This window comes from Streptomyces sp. NRRL B-24085, from assembly GCF_001282115.1.
In the GTDB taxonomy this organism is placed as follows: domain Bacteria; phylum Actinomycetota; class Actinomycetes; order Streptomycetales; family Streptomycetaceae; genus Streptomyces.
This window is the reverse complement of the sequence record NZ_LJBR01000004.1, coordinates 22,060-37,760: the sequence shown is the minus strand read 5'-3', so window position 1 is coordinate 37,760 and position 15,701 is coordinate 22,060. Positions and strand designations below refer to the sequence as shown.

Annotated in this window: 14 protein-coding genes and 1 pseudogene; 10 read left to right on the top strand and 5 right to left on the bottom strand. The window is 72.8% G+C overall.

Features of this window, described 5'->3' with window-relative positions:
- Window positions 1-184, top strand: a pseudogene (locus AOJ26_RS00555) (cytochrome P450); the annotation flags it as partial.
- Between the two features lie 120 nt (window positions 185-304).
- Here the strand turns inward: AOJ26_RS00555 and AOJ26_RS00550 are convergent.
- From AOJ26_RS00550 to AOJ26_RS00540, 3 genes are read right to left on the bottom strand one after another with little or no spacing between them, the layout of a single operon-like run.
- The gene (locus AOJ26_RS00550; RefSeq protein WP_053846131.1) at window positions 305-1,663 is read right to left on the bottom strand and encodes an MFS transporter; all 1,359 of its coding nucleotides are present in this window, start codon (window positions 1,661-1,663) and stop codon (window positions 305-307) included.
- A 42-nt stretch (window positions 1,664-1,705) separates the two neighbouring features.
- On the bottom strand, window positions 1,706-2,623 hold the full coding sequence (locus AOJ26_RS00545; protein ID WP_053846130.1) for an amidohydrolase family protein: 918 nt from the start codon (window positions 2,621-2,623) through the stop codon (window positions 1,706-1,708).
- Window positions 2,624-2,628: 5 nt separating this feature from the next.
- Window positions 2,629-3,654, bottom strand: a complete 1,026-nt coding sequence (locus AOJ26_RS00540; RefSeq protein WP_053846129.1) for an amidohydrolase family protein — start codon at window positions 3,652-3,654, stop codon at window positions 2,629-2,631.
- A gap of 204 nt (window positions 3,655-3,858) precedes the next feature.
- On the opposite strand from AOJ26_RS00540, the gene AOJ26_RS00535 reads away from it, so the two are divergent.
- The 7 genes from AOJ26_RS00535 (at window position 3,859) to gap (ending at window position 10,007) form a co-directional block, all read left to right on the top strand.
- Window positions 3,859-4,521 carry a response regulator transcription factor gene (locus tag AOJ26_RS00535; RefSeq protein WP_053846128.1) on the top strand — a complete coding sequence of 221 codons (663 nt, stop codon included), beginning with the start codon at window positions 3,859-3,861 and terminating at the stop codon, window positions 4,519-4,521.
- 10 nt (window positions 4,522-4,531) lie between these two features.
- A complete protein-coding gene (locus AOJ26_RS00530) occupies window positions 4,532-5,923 on the top strand; it encodes a sensor histidine kinase (RefSeq protein WP_053846127.1) in 1,392 nt (463 codons plus the stop codon).
- On the top strand, window positions 5,920-6,900 hold the full coding sequence (locus AOJ26_RS00525; protein WP_053846126.1) for a TAXI family TRAP transporter solute-binding subunit: 981 nt from the start codon (window positions 5,920-5,922) through the stop codon (window positions 6,898-6,900). The genes AOJ26_RS00530 and AOJ26_RS00525 overlap by 4 nt, the downstream gene beginning before the upstream one ends.
- Before the next feature lie 83 nt (window positions 6,901-6,983).
- Complete coding sequence (locus AOJ26_RS00520; RefSeq protein WP_053846125.1) at window positions 6,984-7,337, top strand: hypothetical protein; 354 nt, start codon at window positions 6,984-6,986, stop codon at window positions 7,335-7,337.
- 147 nt (window positions 7,338-7,484) lie between these two features.
- Complete coding sequence (locus AOJ26_RS00515; RefSeq protein ID WP_053846124.1) at window positions 7,485-7,913, top strand: OsmC family protein; 429 nt, start codon at window positions 7,485-7,487, stop codon at window positions 7,911-7,913.
- Between the two features lie 20 nt (window positions 7,914-7,933).
- A complete protein-coding gene (locus AOJ26_RS00510; protein ID WP_053846123.1) occupies window positions 7,934-8,890 on the top strand; it encodes a GlxA family transcriptional regulator in 957 nt (318 codons plus the stop codon).
- A gap of 118 nt (window positions 8,891-9,008) precedes the next feature.
- Window positions 9,009-10,007, top strand: coding sequence for a type I glyceraldehyde-3-phosphate dehydrogenase (gene gap / locus AOJ26_RS00505; RefSeq protein WP_053846122.1), 999 nt, complete (start codon window positions 9,009-9,011; stop codon window positions 10,005-10,007).
- Window positions 10,008-10,131: 124 nt separating this feature from the next.
- On the opposite strand, the gene AOJ26_RS00500 is transcribed toward gap, so the two are convergent.
- The gene (locus AOJ26_RS00500; protein ID WP_053846121.1) at window positions 10,132-11,319 is read right to left on the bottom strand and encodes an acyl-CoA dehydrogenase family protein; all 1,188 of its coding nucleotides are present in this window, start codon (window positions 11,317-11,319) and stop codon (window positions 10,132-10,134) included.
- 259 nt (window positions 11,320-11,578) lie between these two features.
- Here AOJ26_RS00500 and AOJ26_RS00495 point away from each other — a divergent pair, with 259 nt between their 5' ends.
- Together AOJ26_RS00495 and AOJ26_RS00490 are read left to right on the top strand one after the other, a co-directional pair.
- Complete coding sequence (locus AOJ26_RS00495) at window positions 11,579-12,004, top strand: VOC family protein (RefSeq protein WP_053846120.1); 426 nt, start codon at window positions 11,579-11,581, stop codon at window positions 12,002-12,004.
- Between the two features lie 184 nt (window positions 12,005-12,188).
- Window positions 12,189-13,703: an FG-GAP repeat protein gene (locus AOJ26_RS00490; protein ID WP_053846119.1), complete on the top strand. Its 1,515-nt coding sequence runs from the start codon at window positions 12,189-12,191 to the stop codon at window positions 13,701-13,703.
- A gap of 25 nt (window positions 13,704-13,728) precedes the next feature.
- Here AOJ26_RS00490 and AOJ26_RS00485 read toward each other — a convergent pair whose 3' ends face one another.
- Window positions 13,729-15,495: a serine/threonine-protein kinase gene (locus AOJ26_RS00485; protein ID WP_078959676.1), complete on the bottom strand. Its 1,767-nt coding sequence runs from the start codon at window positions 15,493-15,495 to the stop codon at window positions 13,729-13,731.
- Window positions 15,496-15,701: the final 206 nt, after the last annotated feature.

The window sequence follows — 15,701 nt, the reverse complement described above, 5'->3', positions numbered from 1 at the left end:
CCCCGTGCAGTTCAGCCCCACCCCGGCCACCCGGATGGCCTCGGCGTACGGCGTGCCCACCGCGCCCCGCCCGACCGCCGTCCAGCAGCCCCAGCAGGCGGCCCGCGTCCCCGCGCCGGCCGCGACGCAGAAGCCGGCCAAGAAGGGCTTCTGGAGCAGCTTCCTCGAGATCTTCCGTGTGTGACGGCTTAGCGCCGCCCGACCGGTGCCGGAGCGAGGACTGACACTTCACAAGTCCCCTCTCCGGCACCCGCGTTCGTTCCGGGGGACAGTCGACGTCCGCCGTGCCCGAGAGGTCGCGGCTTCAGCCGGCCACGCTCTCCCGTCGTGGCTGGTCCACCGGAACGCGCTTCGGCCGGGTGCGGGGACCGAAGGCGGCCAGGACGATCGCGCCGACCAGCCAGGTGCCTGCGATGAAGCAGAAGACGCTCTGGTAGCCGTGGCCGTTGTAGAGGGCCGCGACGATCAGGGGACCGGCGGCGTTCGAGAGGCGCCCGAGGCCGTACGACACGCTCGTGCCGAGCGAGCGGCCCCGGGTGTCGAACAGTTCGGGGGAGTAGGCGTACCCGAGGGCCGTGTAGCCGCGCTCGAAGAGGTTCACGAGGAAGCCGAACACGACGATGAGCAGCGGGTTGAAGGTCAGCCCGTACAGCAGGCCGCACAGTGCGATGACCGTGCCGAAGGCGACCAGGCACCACTTGCGTTCGAACCGGTCGGTGACCAGGGCGGCGAGGTAGGAGCCCAGCGGGGCGCCGACGGTGGTGAGGGCGACGTAGAAGACGGACTTCTCGACGCTGAAGCCCTCCTTGGCCAGCAGGGTGGGTGCCCAGCTCGAGTAGCCGAAGAAGCCGATGGTCTGGGTCACCCACAGCACGGTGAGCAGCAGGGTCGGCATCAGGTACTTCCGCTGGAGCAGCACCCGCAGGGAGGCCTTGGCCGCCGGGGCCTCCTCGACGGGCGGCGCCGGTGCGGGCAGCGGGCCCATCTCGGCGCCGACGCGCGCCTCGATCTCCCGCAGGACCTCGTCCGCGGCGGCGTGCTCGCCCCGGCTCTCCAGCCAGCGCGGCGACTCCTTGAGGTGCCGGGTGAACAGGACGAGCAGGAGGCCCAGCGAGCCCCACAGGAAGACCAGCCGCCACGACCAGTCGCTGAGCGGGACGACCGCGCTCGCGATGAGGTTGGTGGCCGGGGTGCCGCAGATCCCGATGACGATGGCGTACGCCTGGAACTTCCCGCGGACGGCGGACGGGTACATCTCGTTGACGTAGATCACCGCCACGACGGTCATCGCCGCGAGCCCCGCCGAGGTCAGGACGCGGAACACGCCGAGCGAGACGAGGTCCCAGGAGAACGCCGAGGCGAAGGAGAACACCCCGAAGAACAGTGTGGTCAGCAGCAGGGTCCGCTTGCGGCCCCAGCGGTCGGCCATGGTGCCGGCGACGACGGAACCGATGAACATGCCGACGAACGACAGGGAGGTGACGTAGGCGATCTGGTCGACGGTGATGCCCCACAGGTCGATCAGCTTCGGGGCGGTGGTGGCGAAGGTGTTGATGTCGGCGAACTCGAAGAAGTACGCGAACGACACGGCGAGCAGGGTGACCTTGTGGAAGCGGGAGACCGGCAGTCGGTCCAGCCGGTTCAGCGCGTTGGCTCGTTGCATGTGCGGCCCTTGTCGGAGTGGGAGGGGAAGGCGGGGATGTCCTCAGGCCTCGTCGGGCCAGTACAGGCGCATCGGGTTGTCGACGAGCAGCAGCCGCTGCTGCTCCTCGGTGGGAGCGATGTGCGGGACGTGGTCGACGAGGAGCCCGTCGTCGGGCATGTGGTCGGTGAGGTTGGGGTGCGGCCAGTCGGTGCCCCACAGCACCCGGTCGCCGAACTCCTCGACGACGCGGCGGCCGAAGGGCACGACGTCGGTGTAGGCGTTGCGCTGACCGTCGAGGGCGGCGGGGCCGGTGACGCTGAGCCGTTCGGGGCAGGTGACCTTCACCCAGACGTCGTTGGCGTCGACGAAGCGCAGGAACCGGCTGAACTCAGGACCGTCCACGGGCTGGGTGACGTCCGGCCGGCCCATGTGGTCCACCACCAGCGGTGTGGGCAACGAGGCGAAGAAAGAAGCGAGTTCGGGCAGGTCGGCGCTCTCGAAGTACAGGACGACGTGCCAGCCGAGCGGGGCGATCTTCGCGGCGATCGTGCGCAGGTCGTCCTCGGGGGCGGTGTCCACCAGCCGGCGGACGAAGTTGAACCGCACCCCGCGGACGCCCGCCGAGTGGAGCGCCCGCAGTTCGGCCTCCTCGACGTCGGGCCGTACGGTCGCGACGCCCCGCGCGCGGTCTCCCGCCGCGCGGACCGCGTCGACCATGGCGCTGTTGTCGGCGCCGTGGCAGGTGGCCTGCACGACGACGTTGCGGGCGATGCCCAAGTGGTCGCGCAGGGCGAAGAGTTGCTCCTTACCGCCGTCGCAGGGCGTGTACTTCCGCTCCGGTGCGAACGGGAACCGCGCCTGGGGGCCGAAGACATGGCAGTGGGTGTCGACCGTGCCGGCCGGGAGCCGGAAGGCGGGGACGGACGGGTCCGGGTACCAGTCAAGCCAGCCGGGGGACTTGGGGGAGAGGAGGTGCACGCGGATCAGCGCCCCTGTCGACGCAGCAGGGCGTCCAGCCGCGGGTACACGGCACGCGCGTTGTGCTCCTGCACGGCGGCCAGGTCGTCGGCGGGCAGCTTCGCGGCCTCGGCGTAGCGGCCGGTGTCGTCGAAGTGGTGGCCGGTGCACGGGTCGACGTCCCGGACCGCGCCGATCATCTCCGAGGCGAACAGGATGTTCTTCGCGGGGATCACGTCGAAGAGCAGGTCGATGCCGGGCTGGTGGTACACGCAGGTGTCGAAGAAGACGTTCCCGAGGACGTGCTCCTCCAGCGGCGGCTTGCCGAGTGCCATCGCCAGGCCCCGGAAACGCCCCCAGTGGTACGGGACCGCTCCGCCGCCGTGCGGGATGACCAGCCGCAGGGTCGGGAAGTCCGCGAAGAGGTCGCCCTGGACGAGCTGCATGAACGCCGTGGTGTCGGCGTTGAGGTAATGGGCGCCGGTGGTGTGGAAGGCGGGGTTGACGCTCGTGCTGACGTGCACCATCGCCGGGATGTCGTACTCGACCAGCTTCTCGTAGACCGGGTACCAGGAGCGGTCGGTGAGCGGGGGAGCGGTCCAGCGGCCGCCGGAGGGGTCGGGATTGAGGTTCACCGCGACGGCGCCGTACTCCTCGACGCAGCGGGTCAGCTCCGGGACGCAGGTGGCGGGGTCGACGCCGGGGGACTGCGGGAGCATCGCGGCGGGCGCGAACCGCTCCGGGTACAGGGTGGCCACGCGGTGGCAGAGCTCGTTGCAGACGGCGGCCCAGGCGGCGGAGGTCTCCAAGCCGCCGATGTGGTGGGCCATGAAGGAGGCACGGGGCGAGAAGACCGTCAGGTCGATGCCGCGTTCGTCCATCAGCCGCAGTTGGTTCGGCTCGACGCTCTCCCGCAGATCGTCGTCGCCGATGCGCAGGTCGGACCGGGCCGGGGCGGCCGCCGGATCGCCCAGCGCGGCCACCTGCCGGGACCGCCACGCCTCCAGCGCCGGGGGCGCGGTCGTGTAGTGCCCGTGACAGTCGATGATCATGTGCTGCTACCTCCGTCTTACGGCGTCGTCGTCGACGGGAGCAGCGTCGGCCCAGGTCGGAGGCGTCGGGAGAGCGCCCGGCACAGAACTAACGCCTCCTTAACAGAGCGGCGGGGCTCACCGGAACGTGGTCTACATTCGGACGTGACCCATGGCTTTCGGACACGGGTCGTGTCGCGGTGAGGCCGAAAGGAGGCGGGCGGCGTGGACATACTTCTGGCCGAGGACGACGACGGAGTGGCCGCCGCGCTGGTGGAGGTCCTCTACGACCACGGGCACGTCACCCGGCGGGTGCGGTACGGACGGGACGTCCTGACCTACCACCGCAGCTCCGACCTGCTCCTCCTCGACCTGGGCCTGCCCGACACCGACGGCCTGGACGTGCTGCGCAAGCTGCGGACGGTGAGCGACATGTCCGTGGTCGTGCTCACCGCCCGCGGCGACGAACGCTCCGTGGTGCGCGGGCTGCGGCTCGGCGCCGACGACTACCTCGTCAAGCCGGTCCGCCTCAAGGAACTCCTGGCCCGCATCGAGGCCGTCACCCGCCGCACCGCGTCCCGGCGCGACACCTCGTCCCTGCCGGCGGTCCGGGTCGGCGACATGGAGGTCGACCTCGACGCGCGCCGGGTCCGGGTGGCCGGGGCACCGGTCGAGCTGACCACCAAGGAGTTCGACGTCCTCGCCGTGCTCGCCGCCCGGGCGGGCACCGCCGTCAGCCGGGAGCAGTTGCTGGACGAGGTGTGGGGCGACGCCTACCAGGCGGTCTCCCGCTCGCTCGACGTCCACCTCACCCAGCTCAGGACCAAGCTGGGCCGCCCCGGACTGCTCACCACGATCCGCGGCTTCGGCTACCGCCTCGGCGACTGAGGAACCGCGGGTGCGCACCAGGGTCCAGGCCGTGCTGCTGATGTTCGGCGTCCTCGCGGTGGCCGCGTTCGCCGTCCCGCTGCTGCTGTTCACCGCCTCCGACCGCACCCAGCAGCTCGTCCTCGCCCGCAGCTCCGACCTCGACCGCTTCGCCTCCCTCATGGACCAGGCCGCCCGCACCGGCGACACCTCCGCGCTCACCGCGGAGGCCCGCCGCTACACCCAGCTCTACGGCGAACCCCTCGTCGTCACCGACACACGCCGCCGCGCGGTCGTCGAGACCGGCGGCATGCACGCCTCTGACCCCGAGGTGGCGCGGCTCGTCGACGGTGCCCTGCGCAACCAGACCGCGCACCCCACCGGCTCGCTGCACCCCTGGTCACGCGCCCCCCGCATGTTCGCCGAACCCGCGGGCACCGGCACCCAGGTCTCCGGAGCGGTCGTGCTGCGCGCCTCGGTCGGCACGGCGGCCGACGACATCACTTGGCGGTGGAGCGCCGTCCTGGCCGGCACCGCCCTGGTCGCGCTCGCCTGCACGGTCCTGGCCCGGGCCGCCACCCGCTGGGTGGTCAGCCCCCTGCGCCGCCTCGACCGGGCCGTCGGGCGGCTCGCCGCGGGACTGCCGCCCGACCACACCCGGGCCGGCGGACCGCCCGAACTGCGTCAGCTCGCGACCGGCTTCAACCGGATGGCGAGCGCGGTCACCGCCGCCCTGGAACAGCAGCGACGGCTGGTCGCCGACACCTCCCACCAGATGCGCAACCCCATGGCCGCGCTCCGCCTGCGGGTGGACGCCCTCTCCGCCCACCTGCCGGACTCGGCGGACCGCACCTACCACGGCGTCACCACGGAACTCGAACGCCTCGAAACGCTCCTCGACGACATGCTCACGCTCGCCACCGCCGAGCACCGCGCCGGAGAGCTCAACGTCACCGACCCGCTCGACGCCCACTGCGACGCGGCCGAGGTCGCCCTCACCCAGCAGCGGGTGTGGGAACCGGTCGCCCACCGGGCCGGCGTCCACCTGACCGTCACGGCGGGCACCCCTGCCGCGGCGGCCTGCACCGACCACGAACTGGCCCAGATCACGGACGTCCTCCTCGACAACGCCATCAAGTACGCGGGCCACGGCGCCCACGTCGAACTCCGCTGCACCACCGAGGGCCCGCACACCGTCCTCACCGTCACCGACGACGGCCCCGGCCTCACCCCGGACGAACTCGGGCAGGCCACCACCCGGTTCTGGCGCTCGACCCGCCAGCACGGCACCTCCGGCACCGGACTGGGCCTCGCCATCGCCGAACAGCTCCTGGCCGGCAGGGGCGGCCGCCTCGAACTGGCCCCGGCACACCCGCACGGCCTGAGGGCCCGCGCCGTCCTGCCGAGCGGAGGATCCCGGTGAACCGCCGCACCGCACTGCGCGGCGCCTTCGGACTCACCGCCGCCGCGGTCCTCGGCGGCGCCCTGACCGCCGACACCTCCGCCCGGCGCCCGGGTCCCCGCGGCATCCTGCGGCTGGCCACCGGTGAACCCACCGCGTTCTACGCCGCCTTCGGCCGCCTCCTCGCCGCCGAGCTGGAGGCGGCGCACCCGGGCCTGAGCTGCCGTGTCCGCACCACCGCGGGCAGCATCACCAACATCGAGCTCATCCGCGACGGCAAGGCCGACCTCGCGCTGGTCCTCACCGACACGGCCCGCGCCGCCCAGGACACGACGCTGTTCCCCCGCCCGGTGCCCCTGCGCGCGATCGGACGGGTCTACGAGACCTACCTCCAGTTCGCCGTCCGCGCCGACGCGCCCGTCCGCTCGGTGGCCGACCTCGCCGGGCACCCCGTCTCGCTCGGCGCCCCCGGCTCGGGCGCCGCCCTGCTCGGCGAACGCCTCCTGCACGCCGCCGGCCTCACCCCCGGGGCCGATCTCCCGGTGCGCCACCTGCGGCTGGCCGACGCGGCCCGCGAGCTGCGCACCGGCTCCGTCGTCGGACTGCTCGTCGCGGGCGGCGTACCCCTGCCCACCCTCACCAACCTCGACGCGAACCCCGGGCTGCGCTTCCTGTCCCTGGCCGGCCTGCTGCCCGGCGTCGCGGGCCCCGAGGGGCTGGCCGCCTCCGGTCTCGAGAAGGTGGAACTCCCGCAGGACGCCTACCGGGCCGCCGCCGGCGTGGCCACCATCGGCGTGTCCAACCTCCTCGTCTGCCGCCCCGACCTCGCCGTCGAGACCGCCGAGGCCCTCGCCCGCCTCCTCGTCCTGCGGGCCCCCGCCTTCGTCCCGGAGGGCGCCGTCGGCGCGCAGTTCCTCGACGTCCGCAGCCTGATCGGCACGGGCAGCGTGCCGCTGCACCCCGGGGCGGTCGAGGCGTACCGGTCGTTGCACGGGTGAGAGGCAGCACCCCGCACTGCCGGCCCCTCAAGTCGGCGGGGCCGGGCCTCGGACAACGGCGGCCTCGCGGATAGCCTTGCCGCATGACCGAATCGGGCTCCGTCCAGCACCCCTTGCCGACACGGGACCAGGTGGCCGCGCTGCGGGACTTCATCGACGGCCGGACGTACGCGGCAGCGGCTGTGACCATCCGCCTCAAGGGGGAGCCGCCCCATGCCCCGGGTTCCGCCCTGGCGCGTGTGGCGGAGGTCAACGGGGCCCTCTACGACGTCACGTGCCGTCTGTACCGTCGGCTGTACGAGCAGCTCGACAGCGGTCACCCCGGCCCCGTCGCCCAGGCATCGTGGGACGCACTCCTCACGATCGCCGCGGCCTGGCGCGAGGACCCGGAGCTGCCGAGTTGGGTGAACGGGCTGCTGCCCGCCGAGCCGCGCTGACCGCGAGATCAGGCGGTACGGGGCAGGCGGACGGTGTGGTCCTCGACTCCACGGCGCGCGGGCGCCCTCGACCGGGCGGGCCGCTTCATCGAGGCAGGGGACAGGGCCCGTGGGCGCCGTTCGGTGCCCCGCACTAATGTCCTCGTCATGAGCGAAAACTCCGCGCGGTCCGTCACCGTCGAGCGCACCAGCACCGGCCACTTCACCGCCACCAACACCCGGGGCGGCACGATCAGCTTCGGCACCGGCGACGACAGCGAGTTCACCCCCGTCGAACTGCTGCTCGCCGCGCTCGGCGGGTGCACGGCGGTCGACGTCGACCTCGCCACCAGCCGTCACGCCGAGCCCGACACCTTCACCGTCGAGGTGAGCGGCAACAAGGTCAGCGACGAACTCGGCAACCGGCTGACCGACCTCGCGGTCACCTTCACCGTGACCTTCCCCGACGGCGAGGGCGCGGACCGGGCCCGCGCCATCCTGCCCCGGGCGGTGAAGACCTCCCACGACCGCCTGTGCACGGTCAGCCGTACGGTCGAGATCGGCACACCGGTCACCGCGACCGTCGAGGGCGCCTGACCGCCTCGTAGCCTGTCCCCGTGTCAGCCTCCCGCCTTCGCCGCGTCGCCGTTCTCGTCCTCGAAGGCGCCAAGCCCCTGGACGTCGGCATCCCCGCGCAGGTGTTCACCACGCGCGCGAGCATGCCGTACGAGGTACGGCTGTGCGGTGCGGCACCCGGGCTGGTGAGCGGCGGGGACGGGCTGTCGTACCACGTCGCCCACGGCCTTGAGGCGCTCGCGTGGGCGGACCTCGTGTTCATCCCCGGCTACCGCTTCCCGGACCGTGAGGACCCGCCGCCGGCCGTCGTCCAGGCCCTGGTCGCCGCCCACGACAGGGGCGCACGGCTGGCCGCCATCTCGACCGGCGCCTTCGCCCTGGCCGCGACCGGCCTGCTCGACGGCCGGCGTGCCACGACCCACTGGCACTACACGAGGGCCCTCGCGGCGAAGCACCCCCTGGTCCGGGTCGACGAGAACGTGCTGTTCGTCGACGAGGGCAGCGTGCTGACCTCGGCCGGCGCCGCCTCCGGCATCGACCTGTGCCTGCACATCCTGCGTGGCGACCTCGGGGTGGCCGCCTCCAACCACGCGGCCCGGCGCCTGGTCGCGGCCCCCTACCGCAGCGGCGGCCAGGCCCAGTACGTGCCGCGCAGCGTGCCCGAACCGCTCGGCGAGCGTTTCGCCGCCACCCGGGAGTGGGCCCTGCACCGACTCGGCGAACCCCTCACCCTCGACACCCTGGCGCGCCAGGCCGCGGTCTCGCCGCGCACGTTCTCCCGCCGCTTCGTCGAGGAGACCGGATACACGCCGATGCAGTGGGTCATGCGCGCCCGCATCGACCTGGCCCGCGAGCTGCTGGAGCGTTCGGAGCGGAGCGTCGAGCAGATCGCCACCGACGTCGGACTCGGCACGGGCGCGAATCTGCGCACGCACTTCCAGCGCATCCTGGGCACGACACCGAGCGAGTACCGCCGCACCTTCACCCGGGGCGAGTAGCCCTTCCTTCGGCACGGGCACGGGCTTGGCGCGATCCTTTTGAACCGTGGCGATCCCGCCACTGTCAGCGGGCGATGCCGCGCGCGAGCCTGGTGGGCATAGGGAAGGGACACCATTCATGACTCGCATCGCCATCAACGGATTCGGCCGTATCGGACGCAATGTGCTGCGCGCGCTCCTCGAACGCGACAGCGCCCTGGAGATCGTCGCCGTCAACGACCTCACCGAACCCGCCGCCCTCGCGAGGCTGCTCGCCTACGACAGCACGGCCGGCCGCCTCGGCCGTCCGGTGACCGTCGACGGGAACACCCTGGTCGTCGACGGACGCCGCATCACCGTGCTCGCCGAGCGCGAACCGGCGCAGCTGCCCTGGGCCGAACTCGGCGTCGACATCGTGCTGGAGGCCACCGGCCGGTTCACCTCGGCCAAGGCGGCCCGCGCCCACCTCGACGCGGGCGCGAAGAAGGTCCTCGTCAGCGCGCCCTCGGACGGCGCCGACGTCACCCTCGCGTACGGGGTCAACACCGACGCCTACGACCCGGACGTGCACACCATCGTCTCCAACGCCTCGTGCACGACCAACGCCCTCGCCCCGCTGGCATCGGTCCTCGACGACCTCGCCGGCATCGAGCACGGCTTCATGACCACGGTGCACGCCTACACCCAGGAGCAGAACCTCCAGGACGGCCCGCACCGCGACCCCCGTCGCGCCCGCGCCGCCGGTGTCAACATCGTGCCCACCACGACCGGCGCCGCCAAGGCGATCGGGCTCGTGCTCCCCAACCTGGACGGCAAGCTGTCCGGCGACTCGATCCGCGTCCCCGTGCCGGTCGGCTCGATCGTCGAGCTCAACACGACCGTCGCCCGCGACGTGACCCGCGAGGACGTGCTCGCCGCCTACCGCTCCGCGGCCGAGGGCCCCCTGGCCGGCGTCCTCGAGTACTCGGAGGACCCGCTGGTCTCCTCGGACATCACGGGCAACCCCGCCTCGTCGATCTTCGACTCGGCGCTCACCCGCGTCGAAGGCCGCCACGTCAAGGTCGTCGCCTGGTACGACAACGAGTGGGGCTTCTCGAACCGCGTGATCGACACCCTGGAGCTCCTGGCCGACGGCTGACCGGCCCGCGGACCCTCACGGCCGTGCGCGGCCCCGTCGACCCGATGCCGAGGCCGACGGGAGCCCGCACGGCCGATCCGTCCGGGGCCTCATCAGAGGTCTGATCCGAGGCCTCATCCGGGCCTCAGAGGAAGGGCGTACCGGCGTCCAGCCCGGACAGCACCCTGCCGTACAGCTCCAGATTGGCGGCGGGGTTGACGAAGGAGTGCAGGTTGAGGGCGTTCAGGTCCCGCACGGCCCGCTGGACCGGCACCTCCAGCCGCAGCGACGACGCTCCGGACGCGGAACCGATCAGGTCCACGGCCTCCTTGCACAGCCGCGCCACATAACCGCTCTGGGCCCGGATCCGCGCCCGTTCCTCCGTCGTGTAGGAGTTCCCGTCGGCGACCCGGGCGTCGATCAGCGAGACGTAGTCGTCGGTGAGCAGTTCGGCGCAGGAGATCTTCATCGCGGCCTCGGCGAACTGCAGGTGCGTCACCGGGGCGTCGCGCTGACGCTCGTAGAACGTGTAGGTGATGCCCCGCTGGTGGACGCGCTCGCCGAACTCCGCCAGCGCCGCCCGGGCGGGGCCGAGGGCGCCGGCCGCCGTCCAGGCGCAGAACAGCAGGAGGACCGGCATGCCGTAGAAGGGGTCGGCGCTGTTGCGCCGTGACGGGAAGGAACCGCCGAGCAACGGCCCCAGCTCCAGGACACGGTGGGCCGGGACAAGGACGTCACGGGCCACGACGCTGTTGCTGCCGCTCCCGGCGAGCCCGGAGACGTGCCAGTCGTCGAGCACGTCGAGGTCGGACATCGGAACGGCCGTCCACAACAGACGCGGAGGGCGGCCATCCCCCGTGTCGGCCACGGCGGTCAGCAGGTGCCAGTCGGAGTCCTGGCAGCCGGTGGCGAACGGCGAGGTGCCGTCGACCACGTAACCACCGTCCACCGGGCGGGCCTTGGCCTTGGGGACGAGGGTGCCGCTGACCCGTACGCCGGGGTCGGCGAAGATCTCGTCCTGTGCCTCGTCCGGAAAGAGCGCGGCGATGAACGCGCACCCGGCCTGGATGAGTGCCGTGAACCCGGTCGACCCGCACGCGGCCGAGACCTCGCTCAGCACGTCGACCTGTGTGCGCACCGAGGACTGGTGACCGCCGTACCGGCGGGGCACGTTCATGCGGTGGACCCCGGCGTCCGTCAGGGCCGCGACGACCTCTCCGGCCACCCGGCGTCGCTGCTCCGTGCCCACGGCGTGCGCACGGATGAGGGGCTGCAGTTTCCGTACACGTTCGAGGAGTCCGGCGTCCGAGTTCGGTGCGGATGAACCAGCCAAGGCGAGACCTCCGGGCCCGATGCGCGGCAGAACCCTCACCGTGACGCCGAACCCGAAGAGTGTCAACGCCCCCTACAGGAGCCGCTGTTGACGCCGGTGGAGGCAGGACGACGTGCCCCACCGCCTGGCCACCGACCCCTTGCGGCAACCTCTCCGGACCCGGCGGCGACTGACGGTGATCCTCCCGGCTCCAGTTCGCCCGGCACTGACAGGGCGCGGGCGTTCCCCGTTCGGCGAGGCGGCGGGCGAGAGTGGGGGCATGACCGCAGACGACAGGAACATTCTGGCCCGGGGGCGCGTGGCGACCCGGCTGCCCGCGCAGGACCTGGACCGGGCCCGGCGCTTCTATGCCGAGCGGCTGGGACTGGAGCCCGTCGACGAACGCCCCGGCGGACTGCTGTACCGCTGCGGCGGCACCGACTTCGCCCTCTTCCAGTCGACCGGAACCTCGCCCGGCACCTTCACCCAGATGGGCTGGGAGGTCGACGACATCGAGACGGCGGTCTCCCAACTCCGTCAGCGCGGCGTGGTCTTCGAGGAGTTCGACGTCCCCGGCCTGCGCACGAAGGACGGCATCGCCGACGTCGAGGGCAACTACCCGAGCAAGCACTCCCGAGGGGAGCGCGCGGCCTGGTTCCGCGACAGCGAGGGCAACCTGCTGGGCATCGGCGAGCCGGTGCGCTGAACCGTACGGCCCGGAACCGTACCGGGTGTCGTGGGCGGGAAACGGATGTCACCGCCGTGTCACAGCACGCCGGGCCCCCACAACCAGTACCGGGCCCGTCGTGTCGAACCCTGCGTTGCGACCAGAACCGGTCGGCCGGACCAGCCGACTGACACATCATCAACTTCCCACGGGGGGAACAGACATGAGCATCACCACGCGCACCACCCGGCGTACCGCGGGCTCCGCCGCCGTAGCGGCGGCCTCCTTCCTGCTGCTGGCCGGGGCGGGCATCCTGGCCGCACCGGCCGCCTTCGCGGGCGTCCCCGGCGGCACCGCCGCCGCCGACCGCAACAGCGACTTCGACGGCGACGGCTACAGCGACCTCCTCGTCGGCGTCCCGGAGGGCACCGTCGACGGCAAGGAGGGCGCCGGGTACGTCACCGTCCAGTACGGCGCCCCCAACGGCATCGGCACCAACAACACCGTGCCCAAGGGCGAGGTCCAGGTCGTCAGCCAGTCGACCAAGGGCGTGCCCGGCACCTCCGAGACCGGTGACCACTTCGGACAGGCCGTGGCGACCGGCGACCTGGACGGCGACGGCTATGACGACGCGGTCATCGGCACCCCCGGCGAGGACGAGGGCACCGTCGAGGACGCGGGCCGGGTGACCGTCGTCTACGGCTCGGCGCACGGCCTCGACACCGGGCGCACCGCCACCTTCACCGCCGCCACCCCCGTCGAGGGCGCCCGGTTCGGCCACGCGGTGGCCGCCGCCCGGTTCACCGGCGACATCGTCGGCGACCAGCTCGTCGTCCTGGACCAGAAGGTGGGCCTGCACGTCTTCACCTACCACGCGGGCGTCCTGCGCCAGGTCGGCACCCCGCACTCCACCGGCCACACCCTCCAGGCCGCCTACCTGACCACCGGCGACTACGACCACGACGGCTTCGCCGACCTCGTCGTCTCCGGCTACAGCCCCGACGACGACTACACCAAGGGCTGGTCCGCCTACTACGCGGGCGGAGAAGAGGGCCTGGGCTACCGGTACGACCTGCACGGCGGCCTGGGCACCGCCTCCGGCGACGTCAACGGCGACGGCTACGACGACCTCGTGGTCGGCCAGCTCAGCGGCGTGGACGACACGGCCGGTGACGCGGACGCGCCCGGCGGTCTGGTCGGCGTCTACTACGGCGGCGGGGAGGGACCCGCCGGCACGGAGGGCCCCGGTACCGCCCCGCAGTGGTGGTCGCAGAACTCCCCGGGCGTGCCCGGAGCGGGCGAGCAGGGCGACGCGTGGGGCAACGACCTCTCCGTCGCCGACGTCGACGGTGACGGTTTCGCCGATGTGGCGGTCGGCGCGCCCGGCGAGGACGCGGACGGCGAACAGCGGGCGGGCGCGGTGTGGCTGCTGCGCGGCTCGCAGGAGGGCGTCACCGGCACCGGGGCCCAGTACTTCGACCAGAACTCCCCGGGCGTCCCCGGTGCCGCCGAGGCCGGTGACGGTTGGGGCGCCCAGGTGCGGCTCGTGGACACCGACGGCGACGGCCGGGCGGAGCTGGTGGCCGCGGCGCCCGACGAGAACGCCGGTGACGGCGCGGTGTGGCTGCTGCCCGCGAGCGGTGACGGCCTGCTCGCCGACGGTTCCCGTTCCTACGGCGCCGCCGCTCTCGGCGGCAACGGCCACGGCGCCCGCTTCGGCGCCGTGATCGACGAGTGAGTGCGGCGCGTCGGTCCGGGTGCGGTCACTCGGCGCTGCGGAGCGCGACCCACGTGTCGTGTGCCACGACGCCGTTCGCGCTCAGGCCCCGGTCGCTCTGGAAGGCGCGGACCGCGTCCTCCGTGCCGGAGCCGAACTCACCGTCCACGCCGGTGCCTCCCACGCCGTAACCGCGCTCCGTCAGCATGCACTGCACCTGCTGTACGCGTTTGCCGCTGTCGCCGAGGCGGGTGCGTCCGTTGCCGTCGTAGTAGGTGCATTCCGCGAGCCAGGGAGCGGTGCCGGTCCCGGTGGACGGGCTGTCGGCGGACGGGGTGACAGCAGACGGAGCGGTCGACGGATCGTCACCGGTAGGGCGGGTGTCGATGTCCTGGCCGCCGGTGGAGCCCGAGGCACGGGGCTCCGCCGAGGTGGCCCCCGGCTCTGTGTCGGGGTTCTCCGCCACGGCGCCGTCGACGTCCGGGCGGCTCAGTCCGCCCGTGCTCGGGGAGAGCGAACCGGTGGCGGGGCCACGGGGGCCGGTGCCCTCAGCCCTGCCGGCACCGGATTCCGGCGAAGCGGAGGCAGGGGGGTCCTGCCGGATCAGCAGCAGCGCCATCGCGGCCACGACGCAGATCGTGACGGCCGCGACGGCGACCAGTAACACCTTCCTGCGGCTGCGAACCGGGGTCTCCGGAGGGTCCGGCGGGGGCTGCGGTGGGCCGCCGGCGGGCTTCGCGGGCGGCTGCCCCTCGGAGGGCGCGGACAGCGCAGCGGGCTGCGGGAGGCGCGCGGACACCACCGGCGGCAGATCGCCGGGAGACCGCAGACAGCCCATGCGGGCGACCGGCAGACCGTGCAGCAGTTCGTACGCCTGCTGCCGGGCGAGCACCTTGCCGCCCAGCGGCTCCGGCCAGACGGAGGCCCTGGGACGGACCCGGGCGGCGTCGACCAGCTCCCGCGGGCCGGGCCGTCGCGCGGGGTCCTTGTCCAGGCAGGCGGTCAGCAGGGCACCGAGCTCCTGGTCCGCCGCCGAGATCTCCCCGACCACCTCGGGGTTGGGGTCCTCGTACGCCACGCGGTGCATCACGTCGACGCCCGTGCCGTCGCCGAACGGGGCACGTCCCGTGGTCGCGTAGACCAGGGTCCCGGCCAGCGAGAAGACGTCCGACGCGGTGTCGGAGCGGCCCTCCCGCAGATGCTCGGGCGACATGTAGGCCGGGGTCCCCACCCGGTTGCCCGTGCCGGTGATCGCGCTGGCGTCGACGGCCTTGGAGATCCCGAAGTCGATCACGTGGGCACCGCGGACCGAGAGCAGCACGTTGGACGGCTTCAGGTCGCGGTGCACGATCTCCTCGTCGGCGAGACCCGCGAGTGCCTGCCCCAGCTCCGCCAACAGCCGCCACACCGCGGCCGGCTCCAGGGCGCCGTACTCCCTCACGGCTTCCGCCAGGTCGAAGCCCGGGAGGTACTCCGTGGCCATCCACAGCAGTTCGTCCTCGAAGCCCGTGCCGCACAGACGCGGTGCGTGCGGTGTCCTGAGGCGGGCGTGCACGGCTGCCTCGCGCTCGAACCGGCGCCGGAACCTGGGGTCCTCCGCGTACTCCGGCCTGATCACCTTCACCGCGACCAGCCCGGGGCTGTCGTCCGCGGGACGCGCCAGATAGACGCGTCCCATGCCGCCGCTGCCGAGCAGCGCCACGGGTGCGTAGGGGCCGACGCGCCTCGGGTCGCCGAGCCGCAGGGGTGAGGCACCGGTCTGCCGCAGCGCGGCAGCCGCGTCGTCCGCCGACACCGACCGCTGTACCGACAAGAAGGCCCCCGAAGTCACGTTCGATGCACGCCAGTTCACCCCCAGTGAAAGACGAGCGTAACCCAGCTCGCGCACGTGTTCAGGAAATCGCTCACCTCCGTCCCGCGGGCCGCCGACCAGGAGGGCGCAGGCCCCCTCGAAGCGGGCACCCGCTGCTCACCCTCCGACGCGCGGTGAGCCGGGAATGAACCCGTGGCGCGCGCATG